The organism is uncultured Intestinibacter sp., from assembly GCF_902468165.1.
GTDB lineage: Bacteria > Bacillota > Clostridia > Peptostreptococcales > Peptostreptococcaceae > Intestinibacter.
In genome coordinates this window covers 1-17,577 of sequence record NZ_CABQXJ010000070.1, presented here as the reverse complement: position 1 = coordinate 17,577, position 17,577 = coordinate 1, and the positions used below count along the sequence as shown (strand labels likewise).

Below are 17,577 nucleotides of genomic sequence, written 5' to 3'. Positions count from 1 at the left end.
GCTAAACCAAATTGGTTTAGCTTTTTTTGTATTTATATATTAATAAATTTAATTTTTTTATATTATTTAGATAAAAAAGAAATAAATTATGTTGAGAAATACAGTATTTTAGAGGATTATAGCTATATAAATAAAAAAAAGTAGAAATTTGTAACAACTTTGCGGAAATTACATATATATTTATTAAGAGTTTAAATAAAGCTCTAAATAAAATATATAAAATAAGGAGAGGGTATAAATGCCATACCAATATTATGAAAATCAATATTTAGAAGGTCAAATCATGCAAAATAGATCTCAAATCGCAGGAAATCAATTTGCACAAGGTTACGTTCAACAACCAACTCAAGTAAGACAAGGACAAGTAAATAATTATGTTAACAATACAGCTAATGTTGGAACTACACAAGCTGTAGAAAATGTAAATTATTATGACACTTATCATCATAGAATCAACAACTATCATACTATGAATACTAATCGTTATAGAGATCACTATGTAGATCATAATGTATATTACAATAGTTCAAGAAATGTATATGATGGAGCAGACTATCATACAACATTTAATTATGTAGTAGACCCAGTATATGCATCTATAGGTTCAAGTACAGGTGGAGTAGTATCAGGATCAACTGGAACAATAGGATCAACAGGAACAATAGGATCAACTGGAACAACAGGATCAACTGGAACAACAGGATCAACTGGAACAACAGGATCAACAGGCTGTGGATGTGGATGCAATAGACCACAACCACGATGCTGGAGCCCTTGCCAAGGTGGATCAACAGGTAATACAGCTAGTTATAGAAGATTCCCAGGACAAAGCTATTAATTACTTGATATTTTAGTTAGTATAAAACCTTAATTATTTAGCACATAGGAATATAAGCGTAGATTATAACCTATAAAATTGGATATATTATAGTTAAAACACAGTAATAACTATGATTTCCTATGTGCTTCAATTTTTAACCAAGTTTTTTATTTAATACCTGTATGAAATATACAGGTATTTTTTTAATTCTAAGGAAATTATATTCCTTTATTATTTCAAATTACATATCAAATAAGAACAATTAGCTCAGAATTTGCATAATATTTAGTATATTATATGAATCTCATATCGTATAATAGATAACTTATTTAGGGGGACAAAGAAATGCAAAATCTTAGAAAGAATAAAAATAAGGTTGTTACAACACAAATGATGGAGTTAAGTAATGAAGAAGCACTTGATAGAGATATGAATGAAGATATGGGTAGAGGATGCAAAACTAAACATTCTATGATGCAAAACAATAATTGCTGTCAAGAACCATGTAAAGAAGCAGAACCTTGTAATAATAATTGTGTAGACCCTTGCAAAAAACCTCAACATCATCATAAACAAGACCATTGTTGTGAAACATGTGAAGATACTATAAGTCAAAATTGTATAAAAAATACTTGTGATAACACATTATGTAGTTCACCACTTAATATACCAAGAGTATCAACAGCTAATACAATACCATATGCTATAGATGCTAATAGAATATTTGATACTATAGAATTCCAAACATTCCAAGATGCTAATGGAACAGGATTAGACTATACTTATGAAGTTATAGACGTAAATGGTATGGTTCCAAAAACTGGTCAAGGAAGAGTTACTGTAGAACAAATATGCTTTAATTATGACGAAATGGTAATATATCCAGGAAATACATCTTTAGAAGGATTTACAGTAGAAGAAGTGACTAATGATGCACCTTGTGAATCAAACTTTGATTATACTGTATGTGGAGAAAGAAATACAACTTGTTGTTCACAAGGATTAGGAACAACAACAAGATATAGACAAAGAGGATTAACTATACAAATAAATGGATTAGAAATAATTTTAAAATGTAAATGTGGATGCACAAAGATAAATGTATTAGTAGTTCCTACTACTAATTGTACAGTATTTAATTTTAATACATTATCAGCACAATTATCTGTTCCAGCAGATGGAAATTCATTTACTTTAAGACAAAACTATCAAACTCAATTATCAGTAGGTTGCGTTGGTACAGGATTAATAAGTAAAGAATGTATTAATGGATGCACAACTTATAACTTCCAATTACCAGGTGGATTAGACTTAGTTCTTTGCTTACAAGAAGTAGTAAGTATATTAAAACAAGAACAAATAGTAGTACTTGGTTCTTCAAGTCAAGTTCAACCAAGAGTAGTTGATACTTTCTCTAAAGTATGCGACTTTAAACAATGTGGAGGTAACTCAAATACAAATAACGCTTCAGCAAATAATTCAGGAAATAACTGCAACTGTCAAAGATAGTATTTCTTAATTTAATTTAATATATTTTAGGCAATAGAAATCTATTGCCTATTTTTAGTTTTTGTAAAAATATTAAAATCCTAAAATACTTAAAGTATTCATAGTTGTAAATAAATATAAATCTTTATAAATTAAATCATCATCTACATTGGAGTGTATATTAGTTCTTAGAAAATACTCGCTAACACTTGTTTCATCACACACAGGTTTGCTCCATGTTTTCCCAAAATCTTTAGAAAAAGAAGTGAACAACTTATCAAATGAGACCCACATACAATATAAAATAGAATTCTCCATTATCAAAGATGGAAAAGTATATAATGATGGCTCAGTTATAAAACAAGAAATATTTTGGACTAAGATATTATCCTTAACATTAAAATTTAAGTATTTTACAGAATATTGATCATTTGTATTTTCACAAAATACTAAATGATACATATCGCTATCTGGAATTTTTAATATATTTAAATATAATTTATTGCTAGCAGTATTTGTAAGTTGGATAGGATTGCTCCAACTCAAATTATTATAATCAAATGTAGAATAAAATACTTGTTCATAATTATCTACTAAATTTAAGTAAAATATAGTCGGAATATTATCGTTAAATACGATATAGAATTGGTTTAAAATATTGAAATTGACAAAATCTATTTGGTTTTCAATCCATTGGCCTTCGTTATTTTTATATTGGTGAAAAATAACTGCCGAATTAGTAAACTTAGGACTATATACATAATAAAACATATGGATATTGTCATCTATATATTTTATAAATGGAAAACAAACAGCAAATTTTTCATAATCAAAGCTAAATGTCTCCTTCAGTAAAAATATATTACTGTCTTTTTCACATTCCACTATTTTGATTGCATTATCTGATACAATTCCATAGATTTTATCTAAATTGTCTATAGTAAAGTAAAATTGTGTATAATCAATTGTATTATTACTTATTAAAATATTATCTTTTATTAGGGTATTATCTTTATCATAGTAATTATAGTAAAGACCGTTATTATTAAAAATATAGAATATATCTTTGGAAGACCTTCTAATTAAATTAGAAGTATTATTAATAAAAGTCATGTGATTCACCTCTATAAATATATATTTTGCTTTAAAGAAATCTATTCTTTATAAAATTGGTATTCCTTTATAAAATTATATTCTATAGAAGCGTAAATATTATAGTTAACAATCACTAATTAGTATAATTTTCTACAAAAAAAAATTATTTTTTACTTTTTTACAAAAATAAGAACAATATTTGCATTTCTAACATAGTATTTAGTAGGTTAAAAAATTGGTTTTAGCCAAAAGTTTATATTAATGGGAGGTAATCAATAATGCAATGCAATAGAAATGCAATGAATACTAGAGTGATAAGAGGGAATCAATATACACAAGATATGATGGATCCTAGAGGATTTATAATGGACCAAGGAGAATGTAATTATGATAATTTTGCAGTAAGTCAACCATTACCACCACAACCACCACAACCACCAATTGTACAATGTAATTGCCAATGTAATAATAACAATGATCAAACTCCAAAATGTCCTATACCTTATGAACCAGCAGGAACAGATTCAACATATTCTTCTTGTTCAACATTAGCACCATGTGCAGGAAATGCACAATGCTGTATAGGTTTACAAGCACAACCAATAACATCAGCAAATTGTATGCCTTATATAATTAGAACATATAAAGTATCAGATGCTATAAAATTTGATAGAGTAGCAACAGGTACAACAGCTGTATTGGCAACTGGAGGAACTCAAGCATTTACAACAGGAATAACTGTAACAGGAGACCCTATACCAGTTGGAACATTTAAGTTAAATATAACAGAAGTTTGTTTTGGAGATTCTACTGTAACTTTAGCTCCAGGAGCAACAACAGTGGCAGGAAAAGCACTTACACCAACATCAGTATTTACTTCAAGCCACAATTTATTAAATAGATCATCAGTTAGTACTGCAGGTTTATCAAGTTGTTGTCAACAATGCATGGGAACTACTTTAGATTATTCACAAGCTGCAACAACTGCTACAGTAACTGCACCAGCAGGAGCAGACCCAGCAAATAGTATAAATGTAGTATTAAAGGGAACAGCAGGATGTTCAAATGTACAAATAGCAACTACAATAAATGCAACAGCAGGTGGCATAGCTTTAACATATGAAGCTTTAAATGGAAGTTTATGTAGAGCATATAATATGGACTCAAGTGTTGTAGAACAATACTATCAATCTAAATTATCATTAAGTTGTGTAGAAGCAACTATACAAAATACAAATGCAGCACAAAATCCATACACTGTTACTATATTAAAACCAGTTTATCCACAATTATTATTAAGAACTACTGTATCTTTATTAGGATATGCATTAATCTCTGTAGTAGGAGCAGCACAAGCAGTTCAAGCAAGAGATGTTCCAGTAGTAGCTGCATCAGACTTTAACTTTGATGGATGTTTCTAAGTATAAATATAGTATAAATATAATTTAGGATAATATAAAAATGAAAATATTTAATATTTGATTCTTAATATAGATTAAAACAACCAATAAGAGCGTTTTAAAAAATAAAACTACTTATTGGTTGCTTTTTTTATGTATGCATGTAATTAAATTGATTTAGCTGGATTTTTTAAAGCATGGAGTAATGCTATTGAATGTAAAAGCGTAGTAAAAATAGCGATTCCAGTTACTACATATATGTAGGCGAATATATTTAAGCTAGGAATAGGTAACAAGAAGTATAAAAAGATTAATTGAATTGCCATTCCTAAAATAGTATTAAAGCTCGAAATAAATTCTCTTCTTATACCATGGAGTATTGCTGATAAAGTTTGATTTAGAGATAAAAAAATCGGAGCTAAAAACATAGATTTTAAGTAAACTCCAGCGACTTCGTTTTTAAAAAATAAAATACAAAGCGGTTTTGCAAAGAAATAAAATAATAAAGAGCATAAAATACTTACAATTAACGTTAGAGCTATAGAATATTTAATTTTCTTTATAAGAAAACTATTATTTTTTAGTGCAACTTCACTAGATATACTTGGAATTAAGTTTACAACGAGGGCTGAGCCGACTGAAAAAGGAAGATATACAAATGGCATAACCATACCACTTATAATACCATAGGCTCCTAAGGCCTGTGTATAAGACATATTAGCAAGTATTAATCTAGATGGTATTATTATAGAGCTTATTGATTGAAGTACTATACTCGACATTCTATTACAAGTTATAGGTATAGACATCTTTAGCATTTCAAAAGAGGCATGTTTAAAATCATCTATATTTATAATTAATTTTCTATATAGATTAGAATCATAATAAAGATTTACTGTAATAAATATTATATTTATCATTTCGCCAATAGATATAGCTATAAGTGCGCTATAACAAAGTAAGTGGTCATTTTTTATGTAATAGTAAACAAGAATTAAAAATAAAATTCTAGATATTTGTTCTAGTATTTGACCAACAGCAGGAACAATGACTTTCTTTATTCCATAGAAGTAACTTCTCAAGACATTTGACAGAGTTATTAAAACTATAGCTGGACAAATAGCTAGTATAAAAAGGTTTAATTTTGGATTATGTAAAAATATATCTGAGAAAAATTCGCTATGTATAGATACAAATATGGAAATAATAAAAGCAATGAAAAATGATATATATAGTGTCGATATAAAGAATATATTAGTTTGTTTTTTATCTTTTAAAGTATTATTAGTTGAAATTAAACAACTCAGAGCCGTCGGAATGCCGGTTGTAGTTAATGCTATACAAATCATAAGAAAGTTAAATACTATATGGTATATTCCCAGACCTTGTTCTCCTATTATATTTGATAAAAAAATTTTATATATAAATCCTAAACCTCTTACAATTATATTAGATATTGCTAGAATTATTGTAGATAATAAAAGATTTGGAATCTTTTTCAAAAAAATCACCTCCTATTGATAATATTTATTCTAAGAAGGTTTTAATCATTCATATTATAAAAGTATCTTAAGATAGATTTAATAATCTAGCACATAGAATTTTCTCTTTTTAAAAAATTGGTATATAATATATTATACATATTAAATACTTTAAAATATAAATTAGCATTTACAAAAAATGTTGATATATAGACTATAGGGGTAGAAAATGGAAAAATATAAAATAGAATTAAATAAAGGTAGTAGTAAGTATTTGCAGATTTACAACTACATAAAAAAATTAATAATAGACAATGATATAAAAGAACATGAAAAACTGCCACCAATACGAAAATTAGCAGATTATATTGGTGTGAATAATGCAACAATAGTAAAAGTCTATGAACTTCTAGAAAATGAAGGATACATATATAAAATCGTGGGCAGTGGAACATTTGCTTCAAACATAAAACTTAAAAAAAAGAAAACAATAGAAAAAAAAGAGGGATTAATACACTTTGATAGTGGAAATCCATCAGCAGATATGTTTCCTATTGATGATTATAAAAAAGCTATAAATATGGCGCTTGAAAATGATGGGCCTTCTATTTTTAATTATGACGAAGGTAAGGGCTCTATAGAATTAAGAGATAAGATATGTGAGTATTTAAAAGACAGAAAAATAAATACAAATATAGAAAATATACAAATTATATCTGGAGCTCAACAAGGTATAGATATAGTATGTAAGGGGCTTATAAATTATTCAGATGTTGTATTTGTAGAAGAACCAACATATAATGGTGCATTGGAGGTTTTTAAAAGTAGAGGTGCGAAAGTAATATCAATACCGATGTTGGATGATGGAATTGATATTGGAATATTAAAACTTAAACTTGAAAAAATCAAACCAAAATTAATATATGTTATGCCTAATTTTCAAAATCCAACAGGAATATCTTATTCAACTTATAAAAAGAAAAAATTAATAGAGTTGTCAGAGGAGTATGATTTTTATATACTAGAAGATGACTTCATAAGTGATTTTCCTTTTGACTCAGAAGATAATCTTCCACTTAAGAGTTATGACAAAAATAACAGGGTAATCTACATAAAGAGTTTTTCAAAAATTTTAATGCCTGGACTTAGAATCGGTATGGTTGAAATACCTATGGAATTACAGTCTCAGATTTTATGGGCTAAATATTCTTCTGATATATCAACCCCAGGTTTAATACAAAAATCAATGTTTTATTATATGAACTGCTTTAATTGGAAACAATATTTAAATAATATAAATAATATCTATTATGAAAAATATAGTTTAGCTAAAAAATTAATAGATAAAAAAATAAGCAACAAATTAAAAGTTAGAAAATCAGCTGGAGGTATTAACTTTTTCTTTGAACTTCCAAGAGGATATTTGTCGAGTGATTTTTACAATTTTCTTTTAGAAAGAGGAGTTGTAATCACTCCAGGAACATATTTTTTTGATAATTCAATGGATGACAGATATTTTAGAATAAATATAGCGAATTCATCTCTAGAAGATATTAAAGAGGGAATAAATAGAATAAGTGATAGTTTAGATGTTTTTTTAGCTAATTATAAAGAAAAACAAAACTTAAAAAGTAACAAAATTTTTTATTAAATAAGTAAAGGAGAAGCTAAAGAATAAAGGTCTTTGGCTATAGTAAAGATGGTAGATCAAAAGAAAATAGACAGAATAAATGAACTTGCAAGAAAAAATAAGGCAGAAGGTTTAACACCAGAAGAAATAAAAGAAAGAGATGCATTAAGAAAAGAATATTTAGCAAACTTCAGAAAAAGTTTCAGAGCTAGATTAGAAAATATAGAAGTAGTTTCACCAGAAGAATACGAAAAACGTATGAAAGAAAAAAAAGATAACTAGAAACAAAAGGCATATGGAGGGATCAAAGATGAATCTTAAGTACGAGCTGAGAAATGGATGGAAAGTTATAAATGAGATGAATAACATGGATGCAGTTATGGAATATTCAAATCAATATATGGACTTTCTAGATAAGGGGAAAACAGAGAGAAGATGTGTTAAAGAAATTGAAAGATTAGCTATAGAAAATGGATTTAAATCAATTTCAGATATAGAAAAAGTAGTACCTGGAGATAAAATATATGCTATAAATAGAGACAAAAACATAGCTTTATTTGTAATAGGAAAACAAGATATAGAAAAAGGTCTAAGAATTATTGGAAGTCATATAGACTCACCTAGATTAGACTTAAAACCAAACCCACTATATGAAGATGACAATATGGGATATTTTAAAACTCACTACTACGGTGGAATCAAAAAATATCAATGGGTCACTATACCACTTGCTATGTATGGAGTTGTAATATTAAAAGATGGAAGCAAAGTTGAAATAAGTATTGGGGATGAAGAAGGTGACTCAGTATTTTGTGTAACAGATTTACTTCCACACTTAGCGGCAAAACAAAGACAAAAAACTCTTGAAAAAGGTATAGAAGGCGAGGATTTAAATCTATTAATCGGAAGTATACCAGATGAAGACCAAGAAAAAGACAAAGTCAAAATGAATATTTTAAATCTATTAAATTCTAAATATAATTTAGTAGAAGAAGATTTTATAAGTGCTGAGATAGAAGTAGTTCCAGCAGGTAAATCTAGAAATCTTGGATTTGACAGCTCTATGATACTATCTTATGGACATGACGATAGAGTTTGTTCATTTGCAGGAGTAAAAGCTATCCTTGAAACAGAAAATCCTGAATATACTGCATCAGTATTATGTGCTGATAAAGAAGAAACAGGTTCTAATGGAAACACAGGTATGCACTCTAGATTTTATGAAAATACAGTAGCAGAGCTTATAAATATGCAGACTACTTATTCTGATTTAAAAATTAGAAGAGCATTTTCAAATTCTAAAGTATTATCAGCAGATGTAAATGCAGGTTATGATCCGATTTATTCATCAGTATATGAAAAAAATAACTCTTGTCATATAGGATATGGAGTGTGTATTTCTAAATATACTGGAGCTAGAGGTAAAAGTGGAACAAGTGATGCAAATGCTGAATTTGTAGGCGAAATAAGAAGCATATTTAATGAAGCAAATGTAGTATGGCAAAGTGGCGAATTAGGTAAAGTTGATGAAGGTGGCGGTGGAACAATCGCGTATATATTAGCAAACTATGATGCACAAGTTTTAGATTGTGGAGTAGGAGTGCTTAGTATGCATGCACCTTATGAAGTAATATCAAAAGCAGATATATTTGAAATGTATAGAGGATATAAGGCATTTCTTAATAAATAATAAAAAATAAAAAGCTGGTTAGAGATTTAGATCTTATAACCAGCTTTTTATTTTTTATCGAAATTTTAATTAAATATAAAAATGATGATTTTTAATATAAAAATATAACTTTTTATTGAAATATCAACAAGATTTCGTGGCATTGATTATCAGTATCACAAACGTAAAACTCACAATATATAATAAAGTTGTTGATTTTATTTACAATTTTGTTATATTATTAAAATATAGAAATAAATTACAAAATTTTAATATAATAGGAAATTCTATTACAAAAGGTTTACAACTACTACAAAACTATTTTTTTATTTATAGAAATATGTATAATTATAAATAAGAAAATCTTTTTTTTGAAAATATGATATGTTGTACCAATTATAAAAGAAAAGGAGGGCTAGCATATGAAGTATATTAAAAGATTAGTTTTAACAATGATACCAGTAGTATTCTTAATGGGATGCTCAGCTTCAAATATGAAAACAAAAAATGTTTCAAAAGAAGCAATAGAGAGAAATACTATGACAAAAGTACAAAGTGACGTAAATGTAATCATGAATAAAAGCGACGATTACGTTCTTCAAAATATGGGAAGCCCATACAGTACAATATATTCTTTAAAAATAGACAAGGTAAAAAACTTTGAAGATTTAAAGAAAATGGTCGATAAAAATATGGATGATGTAGAAATACTAAGTAAGGGATTATTATATCCTAAATATACATCAGATTATAACTTAGATGGAAGTGCACTATATATTGCATTAAAAAATAATAAAGTAAATGAAGTGGAAACTTGTGATTTTAAAAATTTAGATGTATCATCATTGATGGATGAAAAGGCAAACGCCGTAATTTCAGCATATACTGATTATAACAGTTTAAGTTCTGAAAATATCAAAAAAGAAAAACTTAATAAGTATATTGGAGAAGATAAGAGCAGTATATCATCAATAACTAAAAATAAAAAATGTGCTTATAGTATTTATATGGATGTAGACGGAGGAGTCGACATAGACATATACAGTATAAAAGACAGCGACTTTTTAGTTATAGCATATAAAGACAATAAAATTACTTATATAGAACAAAGAGACTGTACTAATATAGTATCGGGAATACAACAAAATATTAATTAACAATAAAAATGTTATTTCAAATATTTATTTTTGAGATAGCATTTTTTATTGTGTTTTTGTTGTATAATAAAATTATAATATCTTTTTAATATTTCTCATTTTATTTTAGATATTGTAAGTCTAAAATAAATATATTAAATTAATAATATATAAAAATATTCTTTAAGGTATAATATTAGTGCCCAATATTTATATTTAAAATGAATAAATTTTAAGGAGAAATAGTTATGAGTAATAAAAAAATAGATATTGAAGAACAAATTATAAAGAAATCATTTAATCTTTTTTTAGTAAATGGCTATGAAAAAACAACTATTAGACAAATTGCAGATGCAGCTGGAATTGGAAGAGGACATTTATACTATTACTTTAAAAAGAAAGAAGATATACTCCTTTATATTTACAAAACTATATTCAATAAGATTTACGAGTTAATAAGCAATCACCATATGAATGATACTGAGCTTTTATTAAATTATGCTGTAACACAATGTTTGTATACATATACAATAGTCAGATATGAAAGTCTATTTAGAATATATATAGAAGCATCAACAGTGCCTATAATCAGAAAAGAATATGTAAATATACTAGTAGATTTATTTAAGAAAAAAGCCCTAGAAACACATTATAATGTAGCTGAAAAAGATATATATATAAGTGTTACTGTTGGATGTTCAGGAGAAGAAGAATTACTTAGAAGATATTATAATAAAGATATACAATTAGAAATTGAGGACATAATAAAATCAGTAATATCAACTAGATTAATTTTATTAAACATAATAGATAAAGAACAAGTAGATCAAATTGTAAGTAATGCAATAGATATTTCAAATAAATTAAATATTGGTGAATTACTAGAGAGTTTTGATATATTTTTAAATAAAGTTTAAGGAGCGTTATATGTACAAGACAATACTAATACTTATTTGTATTTTTATTTTGATTTGTATTTATTTAAGTCACAATATAAATACATTAGAAATAGCACAATATACAATTAAAAATAAAAAAATACCAAAAGAATTTGATGGGTATAATATTGTCCAAATTTCAGATTTACATAGTAAATCATTTGGCAAAAATAATATAAAGTTATTACAAAAAATTAAATCTTTAAATCCAGATATAATAGTTATCACAGGTGATTTAGTAGATGGAGAAAATAATAACTACGATATAGCTTTAAACTTTATGAAGGAACTGACAAAACTATATAAAGTTTATTATATAATAGGAAATCACGAGCAAAAGGCATTGATTAAAAAATATAAACAAGAGTATATTAAATATTTTGAAGAATTAAATCAAATAGACTTTATAAATTTAGACGATGATAAAGTGAAAATACAAAAAAATAACTCTAAAATAAATTTATATGGACTTACAGTTCCATATAGTTGCTATAAATATTTATTTGACGATAAGGAGATTACAACTATCGACAGTAAATTTTTAGAACAAAAATTAGGTGATTTAAATAAAAATGAATTTAATATACTACTAGCACATACTCCATTTTATTTCGATGCATATGAAAAATGGGGTGCAGACTTAACTTTATGTGGTCATGTACATGGTGGCGTTGTAAGACTACCATTTATAGGAGGCTTATTATCACCAGATAGAAAGTTCTTTCCTAAGTATGATTTAGGAAAATACGAAAAAAATAATTCGATTATGATAGTAAGTAAAGGACTTGGAGGCTCAAAAGTATTAATAAGAATAAATTGTAAGCCTGAAATAGTCAGTATAAAATTAAAAAGCGATATAATTTAAAAGAACACATAGCAGTTTTTCTGCCATGTGTTCTTTTTATTTCTAAGGAAATTATATATAATTTCCAACTTATTATTTAAAGCAACGGAATCTTTGATTCGCCCGTTATATGAGCGAAGCGAATTTTTTATGTGCAATAAAAATTTTATAATCTACTGTAAAAATTTAACACAAAAACTTGTTGACAAACTTTTGGGCGCGCCCTACAATCTAGGTATAAATATTGGGCACGCCTAAAAATGGAGGTAGAATTATGGAAAGGATATCAAAAGCGATAGCCAAACATAGCAAATTAATTTTGCTATTAGCAGTAATATTAGTAGTTCCAGCAGCATTTGGATATTTCAAAACAGATGTAAATTATGACATATTGAGTTATTTGCCAGAAGAGACATCTACAATGCAAGCAGAAAAAATTTTACAAGATGAATTTGGATGCGGATCTATCGCGATGCTTATTGTTGAAGATATGCCAGATAAAGATGTAGCCAAAGTAAAAGAAAAAGTAGCTAAGTTAGATGGAGTTAAAAAAGCACTTTGGGTAGATGATTTTGTAGATTTATCTGTACCAAAAGAAATTCTCCCAAAGGATATGACAGATTTACTTTATAATGGCGATAAATCTACTATGATAATAGTGATGTTAAAAGAAGGTACAGCAACGCTAACTACTCAAAATACTGTACAAAAAATTAGAAACATAGTTGGTGCACAAGGATTTTTAAGTGGTATGAGTGGTATTATAAAAGATACTAAAGATTGTGCAGATGGAGAGATGCCATTATATGTAATAATAGCTGGTATACTTACTTTAATAGTTTTATTACTTACAATGGAATCAACTGTAGTACCATTTGTATTTTTATTAAGTATAAGTTTAGCAATTATATATAATTTTGGTTCTAATATAATTTTAGGAGAAATCTCATATATAACTAAAGCCTTAGCAGCAGTATTGCAACTAGGGGTAACAATGGATTATTCTATTTTCTTACTTCACAGATATGATGAAGAGTTGGGAAAAAACTCCGACAGAATAGAGGCCATGTCAAATGCAATACAAAACACATTTGTATCTATAATAGGTAGTTCGACAACTACTGTAGCAGGATTCTTAGCACTTTGTACTATGGATTTAAGTTTAGGTATGGATATGGGTATAGTAATGGCAAAAGGTGTTATAATTGGTGTTTTATGCACAGTAACAATTTTACCATCATTAATATTAATATTTGACAAACCAATACACAAATATAAACATAAAACAATTTTACCATCATTTGAAAAAACTTCAAAATTTGTAGTTAAACATTATAAAAAACTAGCAGTATTATTCGTTATAATATTTATCCCTGCATTTATAGGAAATAACAATGCGAAGGTTTATTATAACTTAGATGAGTCTTTACCAGATGATTTTCCATCAATAGTTGCTACTAATAAGATGAAAGATGACTACCATATGGAAAGTACAGATTTTATCTTAGTAAGCGATAAATTAGATTCAAATGATGTAACATCTATGATTAAAGAACTTGAAGAAATAGACGGTGTAAACTCAGTTATAGGACTTGAAAAATATATAGGTCCAGCAATAGATCAGGAAATGATACCTGATGAAATTTTAAGTGAATTAAAAGCTGGAGGATATGAAGAAATATTATTAAATTCAAAATATAGAGCAGCTTCAGATGAGTGTAATGCACAATTAACAGAAGTTGAACATATAGTCCATAAATATGACCCTGAGGGTCTTGTAGGTGGTGAAGCACCTCTTACAAAAGATTTAATAAGAATAGCAGATACAGACTTCAAGAAAGTAAGTGCAGCTTCTATAATAGCAATATTCTTGATAATAGCTATAGTATTTAAATCAATATCATTACCAGTTATATTGGTTGCAGCAATAGAATGTGCTATATTTGCAAACTTAGGAATTCCTTATTATACAGGAAAGATTGAACCATTTATAGCATCTATAGTATTAGGAACAATACAATTAGGAGCAACAGTTGACTATGCAATACTTCTTACTTCTAGATTTAAAGAAGAATTGGGATATAATGATAATAAATTTGAAGCTATGCAAGCAGCAATAAAACATAGTGGTGGATCAATAATGACAAGTGCGTTATCATTCTTCTCAGCAACTATAGGTGTTGGTGTAATTTCACAACTAGAACTTATAGGTTCATTATGTAGCCTAATGTCAAGAGGGGCAATAATAAGTATGTTTATGATTATATTCATATTACCAGGATTATTACTTGTATTTGAACCAGTAATAAGAAAAACAAGTAAAGGTTTTGAACCTGATAAAAAATCAAAAACAGCAGACGCTGTAAATTAAAAGATATTTAATATTATAAGTAGTTAATTAATGGGGGAGGATTAATCATGTATAATAAAAATATTAAAAAGAAATCAATTGCATTAGCAACTGTAGCATTAGTAGCAGCAAATAGCACTTGTGCTTTTGCTGCAAAAACAGATAGTAAAGTCACAAAAGATGAAACAGTATATTCTATATTAGATGAAAACGGAAATGTAACAAAAAATATTGTTTCAGACTGGATAAAAAGTGACTCATCTTTAGGAAATATAAAAGACGTAAGTAAATTGACAAATATAAAAAATATAAAAGGAAATGAAAAACCAAGTATAAATGGAGATAATGTTACTTGGGATGTAAATGGGGATGATTTATATTATCAAGGTGAAAGTAAAGAACAATTACCTATAGATGTAAATATAAGATATGAATTAAATGGAAAAGTAGTAAATCCAAAAGATGTAAAAGGAAAAAGCGGTGATTTTAAAATCACTATAAAATTAAAAAATAATGTTAAGAAGAATGTTCAAATAAATGGGGAAGACAGAATAATATATACACCATTTTTAACAGCAGGGGAAATATTACTAGATAGAGATAATTTCAAAGATATAGAAATCAGTGCAGGAACTATGTTAGATGAAGGAAATAATGCTTCTATAACATTTATATCTTTACCAGGTTTAAGTAAATCTTTAAATTTAAGCAGTGATTTAAATAATTACTTAAATTTAAAAGATGAAATTGTTATAACTGGTAATACGACTAATTTTAAAGTTCCAACTATAATGTTTGCTCTTACAAGTGATATTACTGGAACATTAGAAGACATAGATGGAGATATGAACTTCAGTGAATTAAAAAGTGCATTACAACAACTAGAAGATGCAGGAACAGAATTAGTAGATGGAGCTAAACAAGTAGCTGATGGAAGTGAAACACTTAATTCAAGTTACAGCAAGTTTGATGATGGTGTAAAATCATTAGATAGTGGAATAACTACATTAAAAGAAGGTTCTGATACACTTGCAAATAGTTTACCAACATTAAATGAAGGTGCAATGAGTTTAACAAGTGGTTTACAACAAATAAATGAAGGACAACAATCTTTAAATTCAGGTATAGCAACTTATACTAATAGTGCAAATCAATTAGATGGTGCTTATGCACAATTAACATCAGGAATAAGCTCATTAGATCAAGGTATTAGTTCATTGAGCAAAGGAGCAGAAACACTTGCAAATAATTTACCAACATTAGATCAAGGTGCAATGAGCTTGACAAGTGGACTTGCTCAATTAAATTCATCACAAAGTAAATTTGCAAGCGGTGTACAAAGTTATGTAAGCAACGCAAATAAATTAGACCAATCATATAACAATATAAACAGTGGTATAGATTCTGCATATAGTGGAGCAAGCAATTTAAGTGGAGGATTAAGCCAATTAGATAGTGGAGTAGACAGTTTAATAAGTTCTACAAGTACTGTAAGTTCATTAGCTGATTCTGTTGCACAAGTATCTTCACAATTATCATCATCAAGCAGCAGTCAACTTCAAGCACAAATAAATGCTTTATCACAAAAAGCCGCAGCAAATGGAGATAGCGAACTTGCAGCAGAAATAGCTCAATTAGGAAGTAGTTTACAACAACAATCTGGACAACTAAGTACAGCAGCAGCTAGCTTAAATCAAATAAGCTCTGGACTAAAAACAGTAGCATCTAAACAACAATCTGGACTTAGCTCAGTTAAAAATGGAATAAGCTCAGTATCAGCAGGTGCATCTAGTTTACAATCAGGATTATCAACACTTAAAAATGGTTCATCACAATTTGGATCAAGTTTAAATCAATTTGCTGGAGCAGGAAGTACACTTAGTGATTCATCTTCACAATTATCAAATGCAACACAAAGTGCATATGCAGGAAGTCAACAATTATCAGCAGGAACAAATCAACTAGTAAGTGGAGCAAGTAGCTTGACAAGTGGTATTAATCAACTTAAAAATGGTTCATCATCATTAGTTACTGGTTCACAAACATTCGGTACTAATTTAAGCCAATTTGCTAAAGCTGGTGCTCAGTTACAATCAGGAAGCAATACTTTATCAAATGCAACACAAAGTGCATATGCAGGAAGCCAACAATTATCAGCAGGTACAAGTCAATTAGTAAGTGGGGCAAGTAGTTTAACAAGTGGTGTTAACCAACTTAAAGATGGTTCATCAACATTAAGCAGCAGTTCTACACAAATAAAAGACGGTATATCTAGTTTAGCAAGTGGTAGCACTCAACTTTATGATGGTACTGTTCAATTTAAACAAGAAGGTCTTGACCAATTAAGTGGTGAAGGTAATCAATTAATATCAGAAGTAGGAAATATAATGGACGTTAAAGATGAATTAGTAACAGCATCTGAAGAATACAATAACTATTCAGGAATAAATAGTGATGATATGAATGGTAAAGTTAGATTTGTATTTAAAGTTGAAGAATCAGAAGATAAAGATACTAAATCAGAAAGCCAAAAAACAGATACAACAAAAGACAATACTCAAGAAAAGAAAGGTTTTGTAGATTGGATAAAAGGTTTATTTAATAAATAAAAATTTAAAAAATAAATTTACTAGATAATTATTATAGTTAATAAAAAATAATTATTATACTATATAAAATTAGAGATCGTTTATAAATCATCTCTAATTTTATATCTGCTTATTTAT

The 17,577-nt window shown here is 27.7% G+C and carries 13 protein-coding genes; 11 read left to right on the top strand and 2 right to left on the bottom strand.

Features of this window, described 5'->3' with window-relative positions; translation table 11 throughout:
- Positions 1–238: 238 nt before the first annotated feature.
- Both RDX53_RS11395 and RDX53_RS11390 read left to right on the top strand, forming a co-directional pair.
- Positions 239–838 carry a hypothetical protein gene (locus tag RDX53_RS11395; protein ID WP_307994180.1) on the top strand — a complete coding sequence of 200 codons (600 nt, stop codon included), beginning with the start codon at positions 239–241 and terminating at the stop codon, positions 836–838.
- 327 nt (positions 839–1,165) lie between these two features.
- Positions 1,166–2,329: a hypothetical protein gene (locus RDX53_RS11390; RefSeq protein WP_307994179.1), complete on the top strand. Its 1,164-nt coding sequence runs from the start codon at positions 1,166–1,168 to the stop codon at positions 2,327–2,329.
- Positions 2,330–2,401: 72 nt separating this feature from the next.
- On the opposite strand, the gene RDX53_RS11385 is transcribed toward RDX53_RS11390, so the two are convergent.
- A complete protein-coding gene (locus tag RDX53_RS11385) occupies positions 2,402–3,421 on the bottom strand; it encodes a hypothetical protein (protein WP_195931590.1) in 1,020 nt (339 codons plus the stop codon).
- Positions 3,422–3,681: 260 nt separating this feature from the next.
- On the opposite strand from RDX53_RS11385, the gene RDX53_RS11380 reads away from it, so the two are divergent.
- Positions 3,682–4,824 carry a hypothetical protein gene (locus RDX53_RS11380; RefSeq protein WP_295572929.1) on the top strand — a complete coding sequence of 381 codons (1,143 nt, stop codon included), beginning with the start codon at positions 3,682–3,684 and terminating at the stop codon, positions 4,822–4,824.
- 146 nt (positions 4,825–4,970) lie between these two features.
- Here RDX53_RS11380 and RDX53_RS11375 read toward each other — a convergent pair whose 3' ends face one another.
- Complete coding sequence (locus RDX53_RS11375; protein ID WP_295572932.1) at positions 4,971–6,314, bottom strand: oligosaccharide flippase family protein; 1,344 nt, start codon at positions 6,312–6,314, stop codon at positions 4,971–4,973.
- Between the two features lie 199 nt (positions 6,315–6,513).
- Here RDX53_RS11375 and RDX53_RS11370 point away from each other — a divergent pair, with 199 nt between their 5' ends.
- The 8 genes from RDX53_RS11370 to RDX53_RS11335 all read left to right on the top strand — a co-directional run bounded on the left by RDX53_RS11370 (position 6,514) and on the right by RDX53_RS11335 (position 17,460).
- On the top strand, positions 6,514–7,935 hold the full coding sequence (locus tag RDX53_RS11370; protein ID WP_195931718.1) for a PLP-dependent aminotransferase family protein: 1,422 nt from the start codon (positions 6,514–6,516) through the stop codon (positions 7,933–7,935).
- A 48-nt stretch (positions 7,936–7,983) separates the two neighbouring features.
- Positions 7,984–8,196 carry a DUF896 domain-containing protein gene (locus RDX53_RS11365; protein WP_195931719.1) on the top strand — a complete coding sequence of 71 codons (213 nt, stop codon included), beginning with the start codon at positions 7,984–7,986 and terminating at the stop codon, positions 8,194–8,196.
- A gap of 28 nt (positions 8,197–8,224) precedes the next feature.
- The gene (locus RDX53_RS11360) at positions 8,225–9,604 is read left to right on the top strand and encodes an aminopeptidase (protein WP_295572936.1); all 1,380 of its coding nucleotides are present in this window, start codon (positions 8,225–8,227) and stop codon (positions 9,602–9,604) included.
- Positions 9,605–10,005: 401 nt separating this feature from the next.
- Entirely contained in the window at positions 10,006–10,740 is a 735-nt protein-coding gene (locus RDX53_RS11355) for a hypothetical protein (RefSeq protein WP_295572939.1), read from the top strand.
- A 227-nt stretch (positions 10,741–10,967) separates the two neighbouring features.
- On the top strand, positions 10,968–11,636 hold the full coding sequence (locus tag RDX53_RS11350; protein WP_195931053.1) for a TetR/AcrR family transcriptional regulator: 669 nt from the start codon (positions 10,968–10,970) through the stop codon (positions 11,634–11,636).
- 10 nt (positions 11,637–11,646) lie between these two features.
- Positions 11,647–12,522, top strand: coding sequence for a metallophosphoesterase (locus RDX53_RS11345; protein ID WP_307994178.1), 876 nt, complete (start codon positions 11,647–11,649; stop codon positions 12,520–12,522).
- 253 nt (positions 12,523–12,775) lie between these two features.
- A complete protein-coding gene (locus tag RDX53_RS11340; RefSeq protein WP_295572944.1) occupies positions 12,776–14,872 on the top strand; it encodes an RND family transporter in 2,097 nt (698 codons plus the stop codon).
- Between the two features lie 47 nt (positions 14,873–14,919).
- Positions 14,920–17,460 (top strand): hypothetical protein, encoded by a 2,541-nt coding sequence (locus tag RDX53_RS11335; RefSeq protein ID WP_295572947.1) that lies wholly within the window; start codon positions 14,920–14,922, stop codon positions 17,458–17,460.
- The last annotated feature ends 117 nt before the right edge of the window (positions 17,461–17,577 follow it).

Coding starts and splice junctions, on each gene's coding strand:
- RDX53_RS11355 (WP_295572939.1), top strand. CDS start 10,006: ATGAAGTATATTAAAAGATTAGTTTTAACAATGATACCAGTAGTATTC.
- RDX53_RS11385 (WP_195931590.1), bottom strand. CDS start 3,421: ATGACTTTTATTAATAATACTTCTAATTTAATTAGAAGGTCTTCCAAA.
- RDX53_RS11395 (WP_307994180.1), top strand. CDS start 239: ATGCCATACCAATATTATGAAAATCAATATTTAGAAGGTCAAATCATG.
- RDX53_RS11390 (WP_307994179.1), top strand. CDS start 1,166: ATGCAAAATCTTAGAAAGAATAAAAATAAGGTTGTTACAACACAAATG.
- RDX53_RS11340 (WP_295572944.1), top strand. CDS start 12,776: ATGGAAAGGATATCAAAAGCGATAGCCAAACATAGCAAATTAATTTTG.
- RDX53_RS11345 (WP_307994178.1), top strand. CDS start 11,647: ATGTACAAGACAATACTAATACTTATTTGTATTTTTATTTTGATTTGT.
- RDX53_RS11335 (WP_295572947.1), top strand. CDS start 14,920: ATGTATAATAAAAATATTAAAAAGAAATCAATTGCATTAGCAACTGTA.
- RDX53_RS11365 (WP_195931719.1), top strand. CDS start 7,984: ATGGTAGATCAAAAGAAAATAGACAGAATAAATGAACTTGCAAGAAAA.
- RDX53_RS11370 (WP_195931718.1), top strand. CDS start 6,514: ATGGAAAAATATAAAATAGAATTAAATAAAGGTAGTAGTAAGTATTTG.
- RDX53_RS11360 (WP_295572936.1), top strand. CDS start 8,225: ATGAATCTTAAGTACGAGCTGAGAAATGGATGGAAAGTTATAAATGAG.
- RDX53_RS11350 (WP_195931053.1), top strand. CDS start 10,968: ATGAGTAATAAAAAAATAGATATTGAAGAACAAATTATAAAGAAATCA.
- RDX53_RS11380 (WP_295572929.1), top strand. CDS start 3,682: ATGCAATGCAATAGAAATGCAATGAATACTAGAGTGATAAGAGGGAAT.